Genomic DNA, 18431 nt, shown 5'->3' with positions numbered 1-18431 from the left:
TAAGGGAGTGAAAAAAATGGGAAAAGCGAAATACGAAAGAACTAAACCACATGTTAACGTTGGAACCATTGGTCACGTCGACCATGGTAAAACCACTACAACAGCGGCAATCACCGTTGTTCTATCCAAAGTCGGTGGCGCAGTAGCCACAGCCTTTGATCAAATCGACAAAGCTCCTGAAGAGCGCGAGCGTGGAATCACGATCTCCACGGCCCATGTTGAGTATGAGACTGAAAATCGTCACTACGCTCATGTGGACTGCCCAGGACACGCGGATTATGTTAAAAACATGATTACTGGCGCAGCTCAAATGGACGGTGCAATCCTCTGTGTATCTGCTGCTGACGGCCCTATGCCACAAACACGTGAACACATTCTCTTGGCTCGCCAAGTTGGTGTTCCAAGTATTGTTGTTTGGCTTAACAAACGAGACATGGTTGACGATGAGGAACTCATTGAACTCGTCGAAATGGAAATTCGCGAACTCTTAACGATGTATGAGTTTGATGGCGATAATGTTCCCATTATCCCAGGTTCAGGTCTCAAGGCTCTGCAATGCGGTTGCGGATTACGCACATGCGAATGGTGTGGAGATATCTGGAAATTGATGGATGCCGTCGATTCCTACATTCCAACTCCTGAGCGTGATACAGATAAGCCTTTCTTGATGCCTATTGAGGACGTCTTCACGATTACTGGTCGGGGTACAGTTGCGACCGGTCGTGTTGATCGCGGAAGAGTTAAAGTTGGAGATGAAGTTGAAATCGTTGGTTTGACAGATACTTCTCGTAAGACTATTGTAACCGGGGTTGAAATGTTCCGTAAGCTCCTTGATTCTGCACAAGCTGGCGACAACATCGGTGCGCTTCTACGTGGAGTTGAGCGTAAAGACATTGAGCGTGGACAAGTTTTAGCTAAGGCTGGTTCAATTAAACCTCATACAAAATTCTCTGGTGAGGTTTATATCTTGAATAAAGAAGAAGGCGGACGACATACTCCGTTTTTCCACAACTATCGTCCCCAATTTTACTTCCGCACAACGGACGTAACTGGTGTTATCACTCTTCCAGAGGGTACTGAAATGGTTATGCCGGGAGACCGTGTGACGATTGACGTTGAACTCATCACCCCAATCGCTATGGAAGAAGGACTTCGCTTTGCTATCCGTGAGGGTGGCCGCACCGTTGGTTCAGGTATTGTTGCTAAGATTAATGCTTAATCGTTAACTTAGTGGATTTAGTAGAGAGGAAGATTTCTTCCTCTCTACTAGCACGAGTCAGGTGAAATTGCGCTGGACTATTGAGTGCAGTACTCATCCGGCCTCTGGAATCTGAATTCTGACTTGGCGTAGAAGGTTGCTAGACAGGTGACTCCGCTTGTGCTAGGGAATTTTTACGCTCGAAACCCGTGTAACGGGAAATATGAGGAGGTAGTTATCAACTTATGAGCCAAAAAATTAGGATTCGTCTTAAAGCCTTTGACCACAAAACACTTGACCAATCTGCGGAACGCATTGTAGAAACTGCAAAGCGAACTGGTGCACAGGTCAGTGGACCTATTCCTCTACCGACAGAGAAAAGCATCTATACAATCTTACGCTCTCCTCATGTCAATAAGGATTCTCGTGAACAGTTTGAGATGCGCACTCATAAACGTTTGATTGATATTCTCGAGCCTACACCGAAAACTGTAGACGCCCTTATGCGTTTAGACTTACCTGCAGGCGTGGACATAGAAATCAAGCTATAGATTTAGCATAATTTGCTATGTTTTTGAGTAGCCAAACTTTTAGTTATGTGATATACTGTCGTTATGTTTGGTGCGAGAAACGCCCGGTAGCGTGGAGTAGTTACCGAGGGGATCGCGACAAAATAAGAAAACGACGCTCTCGTGCTCTGGAAATGATCTGGCGCACTTCAAAGCGTTTAGGAGGTGGCATTCGTGTCAAAAGGAATTTTAGGTAAAAAGATTGGTATGACTCAGATTTTCACACCCGAAGGGCAAGTAGTCCCAGTCACAGTGGTTGAAGCGGGTCCCTGCCCAGTGGTACAGAAGAAGACTGTAGCGACCGATGGCTACAACGCTATTCAAATTGGATTCTCACTACTTCGCGAAAGCTTAAGTAATAAGCCGCGCAAAGGGCATTTCCAAAAAGCTTCATTGAAGCCAATGCGGTATGTTAGAGAGTTTAAGATCAGTGATGTTGAGAGTTATGAAATCGGTCAGGAAGTAAAAGCGGATTTATTCGCGGTTGGCGACAAAATTGATGTTGTCGGCACTTCTAAGGGTAAAGGTTTCGCAGGAATGATCAAGCGTCATAATGCAAGTCGTGGACCGATGGCGCATGGATCGAAATATCACCGTCGTACAGGTTCCCTTGGCGCGAAGGGCCCGGCTCGAGTATTTAAAGGTCGTGAGCTACCCGGACGTATGGGTGGCGAACGTGTTACGATACAAAACCTGGAAGTCGTGCGAGTAGATGTAGATAAGAATCTGATCTTGATCAAAGGGTCTGTCCCAGGAGCCAATAAATCGTTGCTCATTCTGAAGCCTTCTGTCAAGGCGAAGTAACACTGAGAAAGGAGGAATAAGCAATGCCGAAAGTTCAAGTATTAGATATGCAAGGTGCTGCTGTCGGTGAGATTGAACTCAGCGAAAGCGTGTTTGGAATTACCCCAAATATCCATGTATTACACTCTGCAGTAGTGTCACAACTAGCAGGAGCAAGACGGGGCACTCAATCTGCCTTGTTGCGCGGAGAAGTACGCGGAGGTGGACGCAAACCATGGCGTCAAAAAGGAACCGGTCGTGCACGTTCAGGTAGCACGCGCTCCCCGTTGTGGAGAGGCGGTGGTGTTGTCTTCGCACCCAAACCTCGCAAATACGGATTTAAATTACCTAAAAAAGTTCGCCGATTGGCTTTGCACTCGGCACTTTCTTCAAAGGTTATGGAGCAACAGCTGATTGTACTAGACACCTTAAGCATGGGTGAAGCAAAAACCCGTGAAATGGTGAAAGTACTGAAAGCTCTTCAAATTGGCAAGAAGGCTATGATCGTGATGGACGATATTGATGATGCGGTACAACGCTCTGCTCGAAACATCGAAGGTGTAAAGACAACGGATGTTGCAGGAATGAATGTTGTAGATATTCTCAATTATGATATTCTTGTCATGACCAAAGCAGCAGTAACAAAAACAGAGGAGGTGTTAGCGTAATGCGCGACGCACGTGATGTCCTCAAAAGTCCAGTAATCTCAGAGAAGTCTGTAGGGCTTGTCGAGGAGAACAAATACTCCTTCTGGGTAAATCCTGCTGCAAACAAGATCGAAATCAAAGCTGCGGTAGAAAAGATGTTTAAAGTATCGGTTGTCGAACTCCGTACTATGAGTGTCAAAGGCAAAGAGAAGCGGGTTGGCAAGTATGTTGGGAAAACTTCTAACCGCAAAAAAGCGATTGCTACGCTTAAAGCTGGAGATAAGATCGAAAACTTCGCGGGCCTGTAAGCAGCTTGGAGTAAAGGAGGATAATGAAAACCGATGGCATTAAAAACATATAAACCCACCACACCAAGTCGTCGTAATATGACCTCGTCGACTTTTGAAGAAATCACTCGAACAGAACCTGAACGTTCTTTGCTAATGCCTTTAACTAAAAAGGCTGGTCGCAACAATGACGGACGTTTAAGTGTGCGCCACAGAGGCGGCGGACATAAACGAATGTTCCGCGTTATAGATTTCAAGCGGAATAAGGATGGAATTCCTGCTCGTGTAGCGAGCATTGAGTATGATCCAAACCGCTCTGCTAATATCGCCTTATTGTTCTACCAGGATGGACTTAAAACTTATATCTTAGCTCCGAACGGATTGCAAGTTGATCAAATGGTTGTTTCCGGTGCGGATGCTGACATTAAGGTAGGCAACACTTTACCACTGATAAATATACCAGTTGGTACTTTGCTCCATAACATTGAAATGAAACCTGGCAAAGGGGCACAAATGGTTCGCTCTGCTGGTGGATCAGCTCAATTGATGGCCAAAGAAGGTTCTTATGCAACGCTTCGTCTTCCATCTGGTGAAATGCGCATGATTCGTATTGAATGTCGTGCAACCATTGGCCAAGTTGGAAATTTAGATCACGAGAACATTAACGTCGGTAAAGCTGGAAGGTCACGTTGGATGGGTATTCGCCCAACAGTTCGTGGTTCGGTAATGAACCCTTGCGATCACCCACACGGTGGTGGTGAAGGACGTAACTCGATTGGTCGTAACCCATGCACACCTTGGGGAAAACCAGCACTTGGAGCAAAAACTCGCAAGAAGAAGAAATCGTCGAATCGCTTTATTGTGAAACGGCGGACTAAGTAGTCGAAAGGAGGCCCATAAATGAGCAGATCTCTGAAAAAAGGACCTTTCGCCGAACCTCGTTTGCTCGAGCGCGTAGAAGCGATGAACAAATCAGGTGAAAAACGCGTTATTAAGACGTGGTCCAGACGCTCAACAATATTTCCGATAATGGTCGGACTCACCATTGCAGTTCATGATGGTCGGAAACATGTTCCTGTCTATGTTACAGAAGATATGGTAGGGCATAAACTCGGAGAGTTTTCGCCTACTCGCACCTATAAGGGCCATGCTGGAAGCGAAAAATCCAGCGGCTTACGTTAATTCGAGAGGAGGCTAAAGGCATATGCAAGCAAAAGCAGTGGCAAAATATGTACGTATCTCTCCTCGCAAGGTGCGCCAGGTTGTCAATCTGATTCGCGGCAAAAAGATCAGTGATGCGTTCGCTATTCTTCAGTTTACACCAAATGGTTCCACAGATGATGTGACCAAGGTACTGAAGTCTGCAGTCGCAAATGCAGGACACAACTATGACATGAATGTCGATGACCTGTATGTTACTGAAATTTGTGTGGATCAAGGACCAACTCTAAAACGCATCAAGCCTCGAGCCATGGGACGTGCAGACCAAATCCGGAAACGGACAAGTCACATAACCGTGGTTGTGGGCGAGAAGAAGGAGGGCTAAACCGTGGGTCAAAAGGTTAATCCCAAAGGCCTTCGAATCGGAATTATCCGGGACTGGGAAAGCCGATGGTATGCAGACAGAAACTATATGGAACTTCTTCATGAAGACTTGAAGATCCGTGCGTTTGTTAAAAATAAACTCAAGCAAGCTGGATGCCCAAAAGTAGAGATTGAACGAGCAGCTAGTCGCGTTAAGGTGTCGGTTCATGCAGCTAAACCCGGTATTGTTATCGGTCGAGGTGGTATTGAAGTCGAAAATCTTCGCAAGCAACTTGAAGCGATAACTGGTAAACAAGTCGCTGTCAATATCGTAGAAATCAAGAAACCTGAAATGGATGCTACACTGGTAGCAGAGAACATCGCACTACAACTTGAAAAACGAGTGTCCTTCCGTCGGGCAATGAAACAAACTGTTGGCCGGACAATGCGTACAGGAGCTCAAGGTATCAAAATTCAATGCAGCGGCCGTCTAGCTGGAGCCGAAATTGCCCGAACCGAATGGTATCATGAAGGGAAAGTACCCCTTCACACCTTGCGTGCTGATATTGACTACGGTTTTGCGGAAGCCAATACCACGTATGGCAAAATTGGTATCAAGGTTTGGATTTATAAAGGTGAGGTTCTTCCCGCCAAGAAGGTCGTCGCTCAGGTGGAAGGAGGAAACTAAATGTTAGTCCCATCCAGAGTGAAACATCGTAAACAACATCGTGGACGGATGTCCGGTAAGGCAACACGCGGTAACACCATCACTTTTGGTGAATATGGTCTTATGGCGCTAGAATGTGGCTGGGTTACCAACCGTCAAATCGAGGCAGCTCGTATCGCAATGACCCGCTTTATTAAGCGTGGTGGTCAAGTTTGGATTAAAATATTCCCGGATAAGCCTGTTACGGCGAAACCGGCAGAAACCCGTATGGGTAGTGGTAAAGGTTCACCGGAGTACTGGGTTGCTGTTGTTAAGCCCGGTCGTGTGATGTTTGAATTGAACGGCGTAACGGAAGAACAAGCACGTGAGGCCCTGCGCCTAGCTATGCACAAACTACCGATCAAGTGTAAGTTCGTTACCCGTGCGGATCAAGAAGGAGGTGACGCAAATGAAAACTAAGGATTTCCGTGACCTGACTACCGAAGAAGTACTAAAGGAAATCGACGAGTTCAAAACAGAACTGTTTAATTTGCGTTTCCAATTGGCAACGGGACAACTCGATAACCCGATGCGAATTCGAGAAGTCCGCAAAGGAATCGCTCGCGGTAAAACGATTCTTCGTGAACGCGAGTTAAAGCTTGAACGTGCCTAAGTTGAGAAAGGAGGCTTTTTAGATTGGAAAGAGCCCAGCGCAAGGTCCGAATTGGTAAGGTAGTAAGCGACAAGATGGATAAAACCGTCGTGGTAGCTGTAAATATTACTCAACGTCACCCGATTTACAAAAAAACGATTACCCACACCAAAAAGTTTAAGGCTCATGACGAAAACAATGAGGCTCGCATTGGAGACACTGTCTCGATCATGGAAACTCGCCTTTTGAGCAAAGATAAATGTTGGCGTGTGGTTGAGATTACTCAGAAAGCAATTGCTCTCTAATAGGTTTTATATTTAGTTCGGAAGGGGGTCAATGGGAATGATCCAGGTACAAACCAGGGTTAGGGTTGGTGACAACTCAGGCGCTAAAGAGCTAATGTGTATTCGTGTACTGGGCGGTTCAATGCGTCGGTATGCATCGATTGGCGATATAATTGTTGCTTCTGTTAAGCAAGCAACGCCAGGGGGCGTTGTCAAAAAAGGGGAAGTAGTTAAGGCCGTTATAGTGCGGACAAGAAAAGAAATTAGACGTCCGGATGGTTCTTATATTCGGTTTAGCGAAAACGCGGCTGTACTCATTAAAGATGACAAAAGTCCTCGAGGCACCCGTATCTTTGGACCAGTTGCTCGTGAGTTGCGTGATAATTTCATGAAAATTATTTCCCTGGCACCGGAAGTTATCTAAGACACCATGATAGGTGGAGGTGAAGAAAGTGGCTGCTACAAAGCATAAAGTACAAACTGCGAAGATACACGTCAAAAAAGGCGACTTCGTCATGGTAATCAGCGGTAAAGACGCCGGCAAAAAAGGCAAGATCATCGATGTGATTCTCAAGAAAGGTCGCGTGATCGTTGAGAAGGCCAACCTGATTAAGCGTCATACAAAACCTTCTCAAAGCATGCCTCAAGGTGGCATTGTTTCCAAAGAAGCACCAATGGCCAGCTCGAACGTCATGTTATATTGCCAAGAGTGTAATTCCGTGACACGTGCAAGTTTCAAAGTAACGGAAGACGGAAAAACACGCGTCTGCAAGAAATGCGGCGTGAATTTACCGGATAAACACTAATCGCGAAAGGAGGGACCATAGTGGCTCGTCTGAAGGATAGATACCAAAACGAAATAGCTCCTGCCTTACAGCAGAAGTTTGCTTATACGAATGTCATGCAAATTCCCAAAGTTGATAAAATTGTTATCAACATGGGTGTCGGTGAAGCGGTTCAAAACTCAAAAGCGATTGATTCCGCTGTCGCAGATCTGATGAAACTCTCAGGTCAAAAACCAGTGGTCACGAAGGCTAAGAAATCTATTGCAGCTTTCAAACTTCGTGAAGGTATGCCAATCGGCTGTAAAGTAACCTTGCGTGGACAACGGATGTATGAATTCATGGATCGCCTTTTAAATGTGGCTTTACCACGTGTTCGTGACTTCCGTGGTGTTTCCGCCAAGGCGTTTGACGGACGTGGTAATTATACGCTAGGAATCAAGGAGCAGTTGATCTTCCCAGAGATGGAGTACGACAAGATCGACAAACTTCGTGGAATGGATGTAGTCTTTGTAACAACGGCAAAATCGGACGAAGAAGCGCGCGAGTTGCTTCGAGGGTTCGGAATGCCGTACCGTGATTAAAGAAAAGGAGGTTCAAGAGCGTGGCTAAAACATCAATGGTTGTCCGCCAAAACCGTGGACAAAAATTTGCCGTGCGTTCGCATAACCGTTGTAAACTTTGTGGACGTCCCCATGCTTACATGCGTAAATTCGGAATGTGCCGGATTTGCTTCCGGGATTTGGCTCACGCGGGTGAACTTCCTGGAGTAACTAAGGCCAGTTGGTAAAACATTGTAAGGAAGGGGGACGACTGAAGTGTCAATGTCAGATCCGATTGCAGACTTTTTAACACGTATTCGCAACGCGGGAATGGTTTATCACGACAAAGTCGAGGTGCCAGCATCTCGCGTTAAGAAAGAACTTGCTGAACTGCTTAAAGCAGAAGGGTATATCAAGGATGTAGAATATATTGCAGACGACAAACAAGGCATGATCCGGATGTATTTGAAATACGGTCCTAACCGTGAGCGTGTTATTACCGGGCTAAAACGGATAAGCCGTCCGGGACTACGCGTTTATGCGAAAAAGGATGAAATGCCGAAAGTTCTTGGAGGACTCGGAATCGCAGTGATTTCGACTTCTAAGGGGATTATGTCAGATAAGAAAGCCCGAAAAGAAGGCTTAGGCGGAGAAGTAATCTCCTACATTTGGTAATTTTCGCAACGGAGGTGCAGTAATGTCCAGAATTGGCAAGCGCCCCATTGGGATTCCCAGTGGAGTGGACTTCAAAATAGAAGGAAATGTGGCCACAGTTAAGGGACCGAAAGGAACCTTAACCAGAGAGTTACATTCATTAATGAATATTGCGGTCGAAGACTCACAAATCATTGTCACACGACCAAACGATGAACCATTTAGCCGATCCTTACATGGATTAACCCGGACCCTAATCGCCAATATGGTTGAAGGGGTTACGAATGGATTTACTAAGGGCCTGGATATGGTCGGTGTCGGATATCGTGCTGCCAAAAAAGGAAATAAGCTGGCATTAACGGTTGGTAAATCTCATCCTGTTGAACTCACTCCCTTTGAAGGGATTGACTTTGATGTTCCTGCTCCTAATAAGATTTTGATTAAAGGGATGGATAAGGAACTTGTAGGTGCTTTTGCCGCGGTTGTACGCTCAGAGCGACCACCTGAACCTTACAAAGGCAAAGGCATTCGCTATGAAGGGGAAGTCGTCCGTCGTAAGGTTGGTAAAACTGGTGGTAAAAAAGGCGCTAAGAAGTAACCTAAAATAGGCAAGGGCAAAATCTCTTGCCAATCGTGAAAGGAGTGTTCGCTTTGATTAAGCGCATTGATCGAAAAGCTCTTCGCATTAAAAAGCATAAGAGCATCCGTAAAGCTATTATCGGGGTTGCTGAACGCCCGCGTTTGGCAGTTTTCCGAAGTTTGAATCATATTTATGCTCAAATTATCAATGATGAGCTGGGTGTAACACTTGTTGCTGCTTCTTCCCTCGATGCAGAGTTCAAAGCTGCTGATTTGTTAGGCGGAAATACCGCTGGCGCTCAAAAGGTCGGAGAATTAGTGGCGAAGAAAGCCCTTGAAAAAGGAATTACGCAAGTTGTATTCGATCGTGGAGGAAATATTTATCACGGCAGAATCTCAGCGTTGGCAGCATCAGCACGCGAAGCTGGTCTCAGCTTCTAAGCTAGGGTAAAGGAGGGAAAATCAAATTGGCTAAATTCGAAGCTAACAAGTCAGATATGAATGAAAAGGTCGTTCATATTGCTCGTGTTGCCAAAGTTGTAAAGGGCGGACGTCGTTTCAGCTTTAGCGCACTCGTAGTGGTCGGAGACGGTAAAGGTCGCGTCGGTGCAGGACTGGGTAAAGCTGGCGAAGTGCCTGAGGCGATTCGCAAGGGTATTGAAGATGCAAAGAAGAACCTTTTTAGCATTCCTATGCACGGAACCACGATTACGCATCCCATCATAGGAGTTTTTGGAGCTGGACAAGTGCTATTAAAGCCTGCTTCTAAAGGAACTGGAGTTATCGCAGGCGGCGCAGTCCGTGCGGTACTCGAAGTTGCCGGAGTACACGATATTCTGACAAAGTCTTTAGGTTCGGCAAACCCCCACAATATGGTCAATGCGACGATGGCGGCGCTAAAATCTCTAAAACGTCCAGAAGAGATTGCCAAACTCCGAGGTAAGACCGTAGCAGAAGTTCTAGGTTAAGGAGGGTCGGTCATGAAAGTAAAAGTGACACTGACAAAGAGTCCGATCGGATATTCAAAATCACAACACAAAGTGTTACAAGCACTTGGCTTAGGAAAAGTCGGATCAAGTGCAGTTCATGAAGACAGCCCTGGTATTCTAGGGATGGTTCATAAATGCATGCACTTGGTTACTGTAGAGACTCAAGCTCAATAGAAGGAGGTGTGGGCAAGCATGAAACTGCATGAACTTAAGCCTGCTGAAGGATCAACACATGCACCTAAGCGATTGGGCCGCGGTGTTGGATCTGGACATGGAAAAACATCTGGTAAGGGACATAAAGGTCAAAACTCGCGCGCAGGCGGCGGTGTCCGTCCAGGTTTTGAAGGCGGACAAAATCCATTGTTCCGTAGAATGCCTAAGCGAGGTTTTAATAATATCTCAAGGAAAAACATTGTCGCCTTAAATGTCCGTGATTTGGAACGTTTTGAGAACGACACTGTAGTAACGATTGAAAGCCTCTTGGAAAGCGGCCTTATCAAGGCTGTCAAGGACGGCGTAAAGATTCTTGCAACGGGGGAACTGACCAAATCACTGACCATTCGAATGGATAAAGTCAGCCCCGCTGCAGCCAAGAAAATCGTTGCGGCGGGTGGAAAAGTAGAGGTGGAATAGGATGATTGCCGATTCCGTGAAGAATGCATGGAATGTTTCTGATCTCAGGAAGAAGATTGGTTACACCTTGTTGATGTTCCTGATCTTTCGTATCGGAGCGCATATTCCAACCCCCTTTATTGATCGAGAGATCCTGAATCAAATGTTTGGATCGGGAGCCATGATGAATTTCATGGATACGATTTCTGGCGGATCGTTTAAAAATCTGTCTGTATTGGCACTGAGTATTACTCCGTACATTACAGCTTCCATCATTCTTCAACTTCTGACGATTGTCCTTCCATCCCTTGAACGGCTGTCTAAAGAGGGTGACTATGGTCGCAAAAAGATCACACAGTATACTCGATACAGTACGGTTGTGCTTGGATTTATTCAAGCATTCGGACTGACCTTCGGGATACGAAGTGCCTTGATGATTCCTAGCCCAGCTCTGAAGTGGCCAACTTATCTACTGATTGCACTTGTTATGACCGCTGGAACCACATTCTTAATGTGGGTCGGAGAGGCAATCACTGAGAAGGGAATCGGAAACGGCATCTCACTGATCATCTTTGCAGGAATCGTTTCACGAGTCCCTTCAGCGATTACATCACTGTGGGGCATGTTAAGAGTCGGGGAAATAAATCTATTCTCCATTATCGGTTTGATTCTTATCGTGATATTTATAACTGCAGGTGTTATCTATGTTCAGGAAGGCCAACGTCGAGTGTCAGTGCAATATGCTAAGCGAGTGGTCGGACGTCGGGTTTATGGAGGACAAAGTAGCCATATCCCGTTGAAAGTCAATCAGGCTGGCGTTATTCCCGTCATTTTTGCTATTTCCTTGCTGGCATTCCCGCAGCAAATTGCGACGTGGGTTCCAACTTCAGGATTTTCGCAATTCGTTACCAAATGGTTTAGCATGAACGGTCAGCTTACGTCAATCCCATACTTGTTAGTCTACGGAGTGCTCATTATATTCTTTACTTACTTCTATACATCTATTACATTCAATCCAGTTGATGTAGCAGACAATTTGAAGAAGTATGGAGGATTCATTCCTGGACTTCGACCCGGGCGTCCTACGGCAGAGTACTTGTCTAAAATATTAAGCCGTATTACGTTAGCCGGTGGTTTATTTCTTGCTTTGATCGCAGTCCTACCGACACTAGTTATCGGACTCACTGGACTCAAGAACATCTATTTTGGTGGAACATCCCTACTGATCGTAGTTGGGGTTGCGCTCGAGACGATGAAACAGATTGAATCCCAACTTATGTCGAGGCATTATCAAGGTTTTATGAAGTAAAGAGGAGGAAGAGATATGAAAATCATTCTAATGGGTGGCCCCGGGGCAGGAAAAGGGACGCAGGCTAGTCCACTCGTCGAAAAATTTGGTTTTCCTCATATTTCGACAGGAGACATGTTTAGAGCAGCTATAAAAAATGGAACGGAATTAGGACTAAAGGCTAAGTCATTCATGGATGCTGGTGGCTTAGTACCTGATGAAGTAACCATTGGTATTGTTGCGGAGCGCTTAGCCCAACCGGATTGCACAGATGGATTTCTCCTAGATGGGTTCCCACGCACCCTTGCGCAAGGTACTGCTTTAAGTGAGATCTTAGATCGACTTGGTATGAAGCTTGATGGCGTGATCAACATAGAAGTTGATGAAGCCGTGTTAATACCTCGCTTAACCGGGCGTCGTGTCTGCAGGAAATGTGGAGCTTCTTATCACATGATCTTTAACAAACCCGAAAAAGAAGGGGTTTGTGGACAATGTGCAGGAGAACTTTATCAACGCTCTGATGACAACGTAGAAACTGCTCAGAATCGGTTGAACGTCTATAATCAGCAAACTCAACCTTTAATCGATTTTTACCAGAAACAAGGGTTGATCAAGCGTATTAATGGAGATCAGCCAATTGATCTGGTTTTTGCGGATATTCTCAAGGCCTTGGTCTAAATCGCATGATCGAGCTGAAGAATGCGAGCCAATTGGACAGGATGCGTAATGCAGGACGAATTGTGGGTGAAACTCTTGCCCTAATGCGTGAACTAGCTAAACCTGGTATTACGACTCTGGAATTGGATCGCAAGGCTGAGGAATACATTCGTGCACAGGGTGCTGTACCGGCATTTAAAGGGTATAATGGTTTCCCTGCAACGCTGTGTACCTCTGTAAACGAACAAGTCGTTCATGGAATACCAAGTTTAAGGTGTTTAGAATCTGGGGATATTATCAGTATAGACTGTGGGGCGGTCATCGACGAATATTTTGGAGATGCGGCGGTAACTTTAGCTATTGGCGAAGTTAATGAAGATCTCCAGAAACTCTTGAGGGTGACCGAAGAGTCTTTGATGTTAGGTATTGCTCAAGCGAAGTTAGGTAATCGCCTTTACGACGTCTCTCATGCGGTCCAAACACATGTGGAAGCTAACGGATTGTTCGTCGTACGGGATTATGTTGGGCACGGGATTGGAAGAGCCATGCATGAGGATCCCCAGATCCCTAATTTTGGCAAGCCTGGTCGGGGACCACGACTCGAGGTAGGTATGGCTTTGGCTATTGAGCCCATGGTAAACATGGGGACGTATGAAGTGCAGACGCTAAAGGATCACTGGACTGTGGTAACGAAGGACAATCGGCCATCGGCCCATTTCGAGCACACAGTTGCGATTACGGAAAATGGCCCAGAAATTCTAACTCGTTGTTAGGTTCTTAGGCAAAAGTATTGCCAGAGGAGGGGTGTAATCATGTCAAAAGAAGACGTTATTGAAGTTGAAGGTAAGGTCTTGGAGCCACTGCCAAATGCTATGTTCCAGGTAGAATTAGCTAATGGACACAAGGTATTGGCGCACGTCTCCGGGAAAATTCGCATGAATTTTATCCGGATTCTTCCTGGAGATCGGGTCACAGTGGAACTTTCCCCCTATGACCTGTCCCGAGGACGAATCACATACAGGTTTAAGTAAGCAAAGGGAGGGATTACAGTGAAAGTAAAGCCTTCTGTCAAAAAGATCTGTGAAAAATGTAAAATTATTCGTCGCCATGGAAAAGTCATGGTCATTTGTGAAAATCCGAAACACAAGCAACGACAAGGCTAGAAGTTTCGGCTGCGCGGCTGATTGGAGGATCTCCTTCAATTGCACCGATTTTATATTAGAACAGAACTGAAATAGTTGGGGGTGTAAATTTTAGATGGCACGTATCGCTGGAGTAGACTTACCGCGCGAGAAACGTTTAGAGATAGCCTTAACCTATATCTTTGGAATTGGGCTACCGACTTCACATAAGATTCTCGCTAAAACGGGCGTAAGCCCAGATGTCAGAGTTCGTGACTTGTCAGAAGACGAAGTCAGCAAGCTTCGAGAATGTATTGATAAAGAGTTTAAGATTGAAGGCGACCTGCGTCGCGAAGTTTCCCTCAATATCAAGCGTCTTATGGAAATTGGTTCATATCGTGGACTGCGCCATCGTCGTGGACTTCCCGTTCGAGGACAGCGCACGAAAACCAATGCCCGTACTCGTAAGGGTCCGGCTAAGACTGTTGGAGCAAAACGTAAAAAGTAAAAAGGGGGGATAACCGAGATGGCACGTAAAGTTGTCCGGACAAAACGCCGGGAACGTAAGAATATTGAAAGTGGAATTGCCCACATCAAGTCCACGTTTAACAATACCATGGTGACCATTACGGATACCAGCGGGAACGCACTCTCTTGGTCAAGTGCAGGTTCTCTTGGCTTTAAAGGTTCTCGCAAAAGCACTCCTTTTGCAGCGCAAATGGCTGCCGAAACTTGTGCTAAAGTTGCGATGGAACATGGCTTAAAAGATGTTGAATGCTTTGTAAAAGGTCCTGGAGCTGGACGTGAAGCTGCTATTCGAGCACTCCAAGCTGCTGGGTTGGAAGTAAACTTAATTAAAGACGTGACACCGATTCCACACAATGGCTGTCGGCCACCGAAACGCAGAAGGGTATAGGAGGTGTGTAATCATGGCTAGATATACTGGACCAGTGTGTCGCTTATGTCGACGTGAAGGAATGAAATTATTCCTTAAAGGGGAACGTTGCTATACCGGAAAATGTGCGATTGACCGTCGTGCATACGCTCCTGGACAACATGGTCAAGCTCGTGCGAAGAAGCCTACTGAATATGGTCTTCAGTTACGAGAAAAACAAAAAGCACGTCGTATGTATGGTGTTATGGAAAAACAATTCCGTAACTACTTTGACACGGCTGCACGGAAAAAGGGTATGGCCGGGGAAAACTTACTTGTCTTGTTGGAACGCCGACTTGATAATGTCATTTTCCATCTCGGTTTTGCATCCTCTCGTCCGGAAGCACGTCAACTCGTGAATCACGGTCACTTTACCATTAATGGTAAAAAAGTTGATATTGCTTCTTATTCCGTACGTGTGGGAGAAACCATTGCAGTTAAAGAGGGTAGCAAAAGCTCACCTCGTATGAAACAACTTCTTGAAAACCTAGGATCACGAACAGTTCCTGGATGGTTAAGTTTGGATGCAAATATTGCTGCAGGAACCGTCGTTGCACTACCTACTCGTGAAGATATCCAAATCCCCATCCAAGAACACCTCATCGTGGAGAAGTACTCCCGTTAATGTTGACGTTCTACCCATATGGGTTGGATGGTTTGTGTATCAAGTTCTCGAGAAAGAAGGTGCATTCCGATGTTAGAAATCGAGAAGCCCAGGATCGAGTGTATCGAGCGTTCTGAAGATGACTCCTATGCAAAATTCGTCGTTGAGCCTCTTGAAAGGGGTTATGGAATTACTTTAGGGAATTCTCTAAGGCGTATTCTCCTATCCTCTCTTCCTGGGTCTGCGGTGACATCTGTCAAAATCGAAGGGGTACTCCACGAGTTTTCTACGATTCCTGGTGTTTTGGAGGACGTTACTGACATTATTCTGAATCTCAAGTCCCTTGCTCTAAAAGGCTATACGGATGAACCACGTGTTATTCGCATAGAAGCTCAAGGCGGAGGGGTTGTTACAGCAGGAGATATCATAAGCGATCCAGACATTGAGATTCTGAATACTGATTTAAAGATTGCTACATTAGATAATGATGGTCGGTTGTTCATGGAATTGACAGTAGAGCGTGGCCGTGGCTACGTTGCTGCGGACAAAAACAAGAAGCCTGACCATGTTATCGGAGTTATCCCCATAGACTCCATCTTTGCCCCGATCTATAAGGTTAACTACACGGTAGAGGATACCCGGGTTGGTCAGATCACGGACTATGACAAGTTAACCCTTGAAGCATGGTCTAATGGCAGTATCTCACCAGAAGAGGCTACTAGTTCAGCAGCCAAAATTCTGAGTGATCATCTGCGCCTTTTCATGGGACTCACTGATAAGCTCAACAATGTTGAGATTATGGTGGAAAAAGAAGAGGAAGCCAAAGATAAAATCCTCGATATGACGATTGAGGAACTAGATCTGTCTGTTCGTTCATATAACTGCCTGAAACGGGCAGGGATCAACTCCGTTGAAGAGTTGACCCAGAAAACGGAAGAAGACATGATTAAAGTGCGTAACCTTGGTCGTAAGTCTTTAGAAGAAGTGGAATTCAAACTTAAGAACTTAGGTTTATCGTTTCGCCCGGCTGAGGACTAATTCGGTGCAAAAGGAGGGGAATGTAATTGGCTTACCGCAAGTTGGGAAAAAACACGGGTCATCGCGGGGCAATGTTGCGTAACATTGTCACTTCCCTGTTAAGACATGAGCGTATTACGACGACTGAAGCACGTGCCAAAGAATTGAATGCTATAGCTGAAAAAATGATTTCACTAGGCAAACAAGGCGATTTGGCTGCACGTCGTTTAACACTGGCTTATCTCATGGACGAAGATGTTGTAACAAAATTGTTTGATACTATTGCGCCGAAATATGCCGACCGTCAGGGAGGCTATACTCGTATCATGAAACTCGGCTTACGTCGGGGCGATGCTGCGACAATGGTAATCATCGAACTCGTTTAATGCGAGTTGTTAAAGGCCGGGTTGCTTAAATATTAAGCATGCCCGGCCTTTGCTGATTGCCTGGTTGTAAAGACAGTTCAAGAAATATGGGTAGGGGCAATCCCTGAATTACCCCTACGAGAATCTCCTCCTCTTGGGTACGGAAACTTGTCGTAAAGGGAGTGATCAAGGCCTATGAAAGCGCTCCAAGTACAGAACGTCCGTTATGGCAGTATCTTAAACGGAGTGAGCTTTAAGTGGCACCAAGGTGAGATCGTTGCGCTTATGGGTGCTAATGGTTCTGGCAAATCCACATTGGCCCGGCTTATCGCGGGGCTGATTGAACCCACTGCGGGGGAGATCCTCCTTACGGTTGACGGAACTCCGTGCCCTTGGAACAGAGTGAAAAGGTGGCAGGAGATTGGGCTTGTTGGGCAACATCCCCGGCGTCAAACCATTGGTGCCACTGTTGCAGAAGAACTAGGCTTTGGACTCTTAAATCTGGGTCACGATATCCATTGGGTACGTAACAGAGTAAGGGAATTAGCTTCTACTGTTGGCTTAGGTGGTAAAGAAGATCAGTCCCCGTCAACCCTTTCGGGTGGAGAGCGACAAAGACTAGTCACTACAGCAATTTTAGCCCTACAGCCATCCTTTCTAATTTTGGATGAAGCCTTAACTATGCTTGATGCTCTCTCGCAAGCTAATGTCCTGGAACTTTTATTTCAAGCTCAGACTGAAACAGGGCAACTTTGGATTACGCATGACCCTGAATTTGCACGATTAGCAGATCGTCTCTTGGTTATTAATAATGGGACAATTATTGATATGGGTAAACCTAGAGACGCTTTCGCAAACAGAAAGCTGCATTCTCTATATAGCCTTGGAGAAACATATGCAAATTTGGACTCGCTAGTACCGAAACATCCGCAGACTAAAGTAGGGGAGGTTCAAGGACCAAGTGAACTGACTCAACCGGTACTAGAATGGAATCATGCCAAGTATGAGTCTCGTTTAATGTTAAATAAGAACGTAAGAGCAGGCGAGTTTATCGGAATTGTCGGCCCTTCGGGATCAGGAAAAACGACACTTTTAGACAGTGCTATTGGGTTTATCCTCCCAACTGAAGGAAAACTTTTGGTGTGCGGAGAAAAGATGTCTAAGGATAGCTTAAAGATTGTTCGCCGAAAAACCCGTCTAGTTCTACAAGAGGCGGGAGAGTACTTAATTGGCGGCAGTGTATATCACGAAGTTTTTTATGGTGATTCTAGACGAGATCTCTTGTCAGAAAGGCAAGCTAGATTGTCTTATTTGGAGGATTTTGGTATCCCTTCGCGCCTAATAGATGAGGCTCCTGAGCGCCTAAGTGGTGGAGAACGACAGATGGTAGCACTGGCCTCGGCACTGAGAACCCTGCCGAAGATCCTTTTACTAGATGAACCATTACTAGGACTAGATACAGTGAGTCGGGCAAGAATTCAGACCATGATCTCAGCTTGGACCAATCTTACTATATTGTATGTAACCCACGATTTAAGAGAGGTTTTACAATATGCGGATCGACTTTGGCTGGTTGAGAACGGGAATGTGGTATTAGATTGCCCTATAGAGTGTTGGAAAGACCATCAGGAGCAATTTCGAGCCTCAGGCGTCCGCTGTTAAAGGAGGGGACTAGTATCAAAGTCTTTGAACTTTAC

The 18431-nt window shown here is 45.7% G+C and carries 33 protein-coding genes; all 33 read left to right on the top strand.

What is annotated here, in order from left to right:
- Window positions 1–16 precede the first annotated feature (16 nt).
- Window positions 17–1219, top strand: a complete 1203-nt coding sequence (gene tuf / locus E4K67_RS22870) for an elongation factor Tu (protein ID WP_135550988.1) — start codon at window positions 17–19, stop codon at window positions 1217–1219.
- A 224-nt stretch (window positions 1220–1443) separates the two neighbouring features.
- Window positions 1444–1749 (top strand): 30S ribosomal protein S10, encoded by a 306-nt coding sequence (gene rpsJ, locus E4K67_RS22865; protein ID WP_007778414.1) that lies wholly within the window; start codon window positions 1444–1446, stop codon window positions 1747–1749.
- Between the two features lie 192 nt (window positions 1750–1941).
- A complete protein-coding gene (gene rplC, locus E4K67_RS22860) occupies window positions 1942–2571 on the top strand; it encodes a 50S ribosomal protein L3 (protein ID WP_135550986.1) in 630 nt (209 codons plus the stop codon).
- A gap of 23 nt (window positions 2572–2594) precedes the next feature.
- Window positions 2595–3218 (top strand): 50S ribosomal protein L4, encoded by a 624-nt coding sequence (gene rplD, locus E4K67_RS22855; RefSeq protein WP_135550984.1) that lies wholly within the window; start codon window positions 2595–2597, stop codon window positions 3216–3218.
- On the top strand, window positions 3218–3505 hold the full coding sequence (locus tag E4K67_RS22850) for a 50S ribosomal protein L23 (RefSeq protein WP_135550983.1): 288 nt from the start codon (window positions 3218–3220) through the stop codon (window positions 3503–3505). Before rplD ends, E4K67_RS22850 begins: the two co-directional genes overlap by 1 nt.
- Before the next feature lie 33 nt (window positions 3506–3538).
- On the top strand, window positions 3539–4366 hold the full coding sequence (gene rplB / locus E4K67_RS22845) for a 50S ribosomal protein L2 (protein ID WP_135550981.1): 828 nt from the start codon (window positions 3539–3541) through the stop codon (window positions 4364–4366).
- Between the two features lie 18 nt (window positions 4367–4384).
- Window positions 4385–4666, top strand: coding sequence for a 30S ribosomal protein S19 (gene rpsS / locus E4K67_RS22840; protein ID WP_135550979.1), 282 nt, complete (start codon window positions 4385–4387; stop codon window positions 4664–4666).
- A gap of 22 nt (window positions 4667–4688) precedes the next feature.
- On the top strand, window positions 4689–5030 hold the full coding sequence (rplV, locus tag E4K67_RS22835; RefSeq protein ID WP_135550976.1) for a 50S ribosomal protein L22: 342 nt from the start codon (window positions 4689–4691) through the stop codon (window positions 5028–5030).
- 3 nt (window positions 5031–5033) lie between these two features.
- Window positions 5034–5696: a 30S ribosomal protein S3 gene (gene rpsC, locus E4K67_RS22830; protein ID WP_135550974.1), complete on the top strand. Its 663-nt coding sequence runs from the start codon at window positions 5034–5036 to the stop codon at window positions 5694–5696.
- Window positions 5697–6134, top strand: coding sequence for a 50S ribosomal protein L16 (gene rplP / locus E4K67_RS22825; protein ID WP_135550972.1), 438 nt, complete (start codon window positions 5697–5699; stop codon window positions 6132–6134).
- The gene (gene rpmC, locus E4K67_RS22820) at window positions 6124–6327 is read left to right on the top strand and encodes a 50S ribosomal protein L29 (RefSeq protein WP_135550970.1); all 204 of its coding nucleotides are present in this window, start codon (window positions 6124–6126) and stop codon (window positions 6325–6327) included. Before rplP ends, rpmC begins: the two co-directional genes overlap by 11 nt.
- Window positions 6328–6350: 23 nt before the next feature.
- Window positions 6351–6611 (top strand): 30S ribosomal protein S17, encoded by a 261-nt coding sequence (gene rpsQ / locus E4K67_RS22815; protein WP_135550968.1) that lies wholly within the window; start codon window positions 6351–6353, stop codon window positions 6609–6611.
- Window positions 6612–6648: 37 nt separating this feature from the next.
- Window positions 6649–7014: a 50S ribosomal protein L14 gene (rplN, locus tag E4K67_RS22810; protein ID WP_135550966.1), complete on the top strand. Its 366-nt coding sequence runs from the start codon at window positions 6649–6651 to the stop codon at window positions 7012–7014.
- A gap of 28 nt (window positions 7015–7042) precedes the next feature.
- On the top strand, window positions 7043–7396 hold the full coding sequence (rplX, locus tag E4K67_RS22805; protein ID WP_274594905.1) for a 50S ribosomal protein L24: 354 nt from the start codon (window positions 7043–7045) through the stop codon (window positions 7394–7396).
- Window positions 7397–7416: 20 nt separating this feature from the next.
- Window positions 7417–7956: a 50S ribosomal protein L5 gene (rplE, locus tag E4K67_RS22800; RefSeq protein WP_135550964.1), complete on the top strand. Its 540-nt coding sequence runs from the start codon at window positions 7417–7419 to the stop codon at window positions 7954–7956.
- Window positions 7957–7976: 20 nt separating this feature from the next.
- Entirely contained in the window at window positions 7977–8162 is a 186-nt protein-coding gene (locus E4K67_RS22795; RefSeq protein WP_135550962.1) for a type Z 30S ribosomal protein S14, read from the top strand.
- Between the two features lie 28 nt (window positions 8163–8190).
- Entirely contained in the window at window positions 8191–8589 is a 399-nt protein-coding gene (rpsH, locus tag E4K67_RS22790) for a 30S ribosomal protein S8 (RefSeq protein ID WP_135550960.1), read from the top strand.
- A 22-nt stretch (window positions 8590–8611) separates the two neighbouring features.
- Window positions 8612–9166 (top strand): 50S ribosomal protein L6, encoded by a 555-nt coding sequence (gene rplF / locus E4K67_RS22785; protein ID WP_135550958.1) that lies wholly within the window; start codon window positions 8612–8614, stop codon window positions 9164–9166.
- Window positions 9167–9219: 53 nt separating this feature from the next.
- Complete coding sequence (gene rplR / locus E4K67_RS22780) at window positions 9220–9588, top strand: 50S ribosomal protein L18 (RefSeq protein ID WP_135550956.1); 369 nt, start codon at window positions 9220–9222, stop codon at window positions 9586–9588.
- A 56-nt stretch (window positions 9589–9644) separates the two neighbouring features.
- Entirely contained in the window at window positions 9645–10115 is a 471-nt protein-coding gene (gene rpsE / locus E4K67_RS22775; RefSeq protein ID WP_420841580.1) for a 30S ribosomal protein S5, read from the top strand.
- A 12-nt stretch (window positions 10116–10127) separates the two neighbouring features.
- Window positions 10128–10310 (top strand): 50S ribosomal protein L30, encoded by a 183-nt coding sequence (rpmD, locus tag E4K67_RS22770; RefSeq protein WP_135550952.1) that lies wholly within the window; start codon window positions 10128–10130, stop codon window positions 10308–10310.
- An 18-nt stretch (window positions 10311–10328) separates the two neighbouring features.
- Window positions 10329–10769, top strand: a complete 441-nt coding sequence (gene rplO, locus E4K67_RS22765) for a 50S ribosomal protein L15 (protein ID WP_135550950.1) — start codon at window positions 10329–10331, stop codon at window positions 10767–10769.
- Between the two features lies 1 nt (window position 10770).
- A complete protein-coding gene (secY, locus tag E4K67_RS22760) occupies window positions 10771–12057 on the top strand; it encodes a preprotein translocase subunit SecY (protein WP_135550948.1) in 1287 nt (428 codons plus the stop codon).
- 15 nt (window positions 12058–12072) lie between these two features.
- On the top strand, window positions 12073–12714 hold the full coding sequence (locus E4K67_RS22755; protein ID WP_135550946.1) for an adenylate kinase: 642 nt from the start codon (window positions 12073–12075) through the stop codon (window positions 12712–12714).
- 5 nt (window positions 12715–12719) lie between these two features.
- The gene (gene map, locus E4K67_RS22750; protein WP_135550944.1) at window positions 12720–13466 is read left to right on the top strand and encodes a type I methionyl aminopeptidase; all 747 of its coding nucleotides are present in this window, start codon (window positions 12720–12722) and stop codon (window positions 13464–13466) included.
- Window positions 13467–13505: 39 nt separating this feature from the next.
- Window positions 13506–13724: a translation initiation factor IF-1 gene (gene infA / locus E4K67_RS22745; RefSeq protein ID WP_007778476.1), complete on the top strand. Its 219-nt coding sequence runs from the start codon at window positions 13506–13508 to the stop codon at window positions 13722–13724.
- Between the two features lie 18 nt (window positions 13725–13742).
- A complete protein-coding gene (gene rpmJ, locus E4K67_RS22740; RefSeq protein ID WP_009617550.1) occupies window positions 13743–13856 on the top strand; it encodes a 50S ribosomal protein L36 in 114 nt (37 codons plus the stop codon).
- A gap of 94 nt (window positions 13857–13950) precedes the next feature.
- Window positions 13951–14322, top strand: a complete 372-nt coding sequence (rpsM, locus tag E4K67_RS22735; protein WP_135550942.1) for a 30S ribosomal protein S13 — start codon at window positions 13951–13953, stop codon at window positions 14320–14322.
- A gap of 18 nt (window positions 14323–14340) precedes the next feature.
- Window positions 14341–14730, top strand: coding sequence for a 30S ribosomal protein S11 (gene rpsK / locus E4K67_RS22730; protein WP_135550940.1), 390 nt, complete (start codon window positions 14341–14343; stop codon window positions 14728–14730).
- A gap of 13 nt (window positions 14731–14743) precedes the next feature.
- On the top strand, window positions 14744–15373 hold the full coding sequence (gene rpsD / locus E4K67_RS22725; RefSeq protein WP_135550938.1) for a 30S ribosomal protein S4: 630 nt from the start codon (window positions 14744–14746) through the stop codon (window positions 15371–15373).
- A 69-nt stretch (window positions 15374–15442) separates the two neighbouring features.
- Window positions 15443–16390 (top strand): DNA-directed RNA polymerase subunit alpha, encoded by a 948-nt coding sequence (locus E4K67_RS22720; RefSeq protein ID WP_135550936.1) that lies wholly within the window; start codon window positions 15443–15445, stop codon window positions 16388–16390.
- A gap of 26 nt (window positions 16391–16416) precedes the next feature.
- Window positions 16417–16755: a 50S ribosomal protein L17 gene (gene rplQ / locus E4K67_RS22715; RefSeq protein ID WP_135550934.1), complete on the top strand. Its 339-nt coding sequence runs from the start codon at window positions 16417–16419 to the stop codon at window positions 16753–16755.
- 174 nt (window positions 16756–16929) lie between these two features.
- Window positions 16930–18396 (top strand): ABC transporter ATP-binding protein, encoded by a 1467-nt coding sequence (locus E4K67_RS22710; RefSeq protein ID WP_135550932.1) that lies wholly within the window; start codon window positions 16930–16932, stop codon window positions 18394–18396.
- Window positions 18397–18431: the final 35 nt, after the last annotated feature.

Source organism: Desulfosporosinus fructosivorans (genome assembly GCF_004766045.1).
Taxonomy (GTDB): Bacteria; Bacillota; Desulfitobacteriia; order Desulfitobacteriales; family Desulfitobacteriaceae; genus Desulfosporosinus; species Desulfosporosinus fructosivorans.
This window is presented reverse-complemented; position numbering and strand designations above follow the sequence as displayed.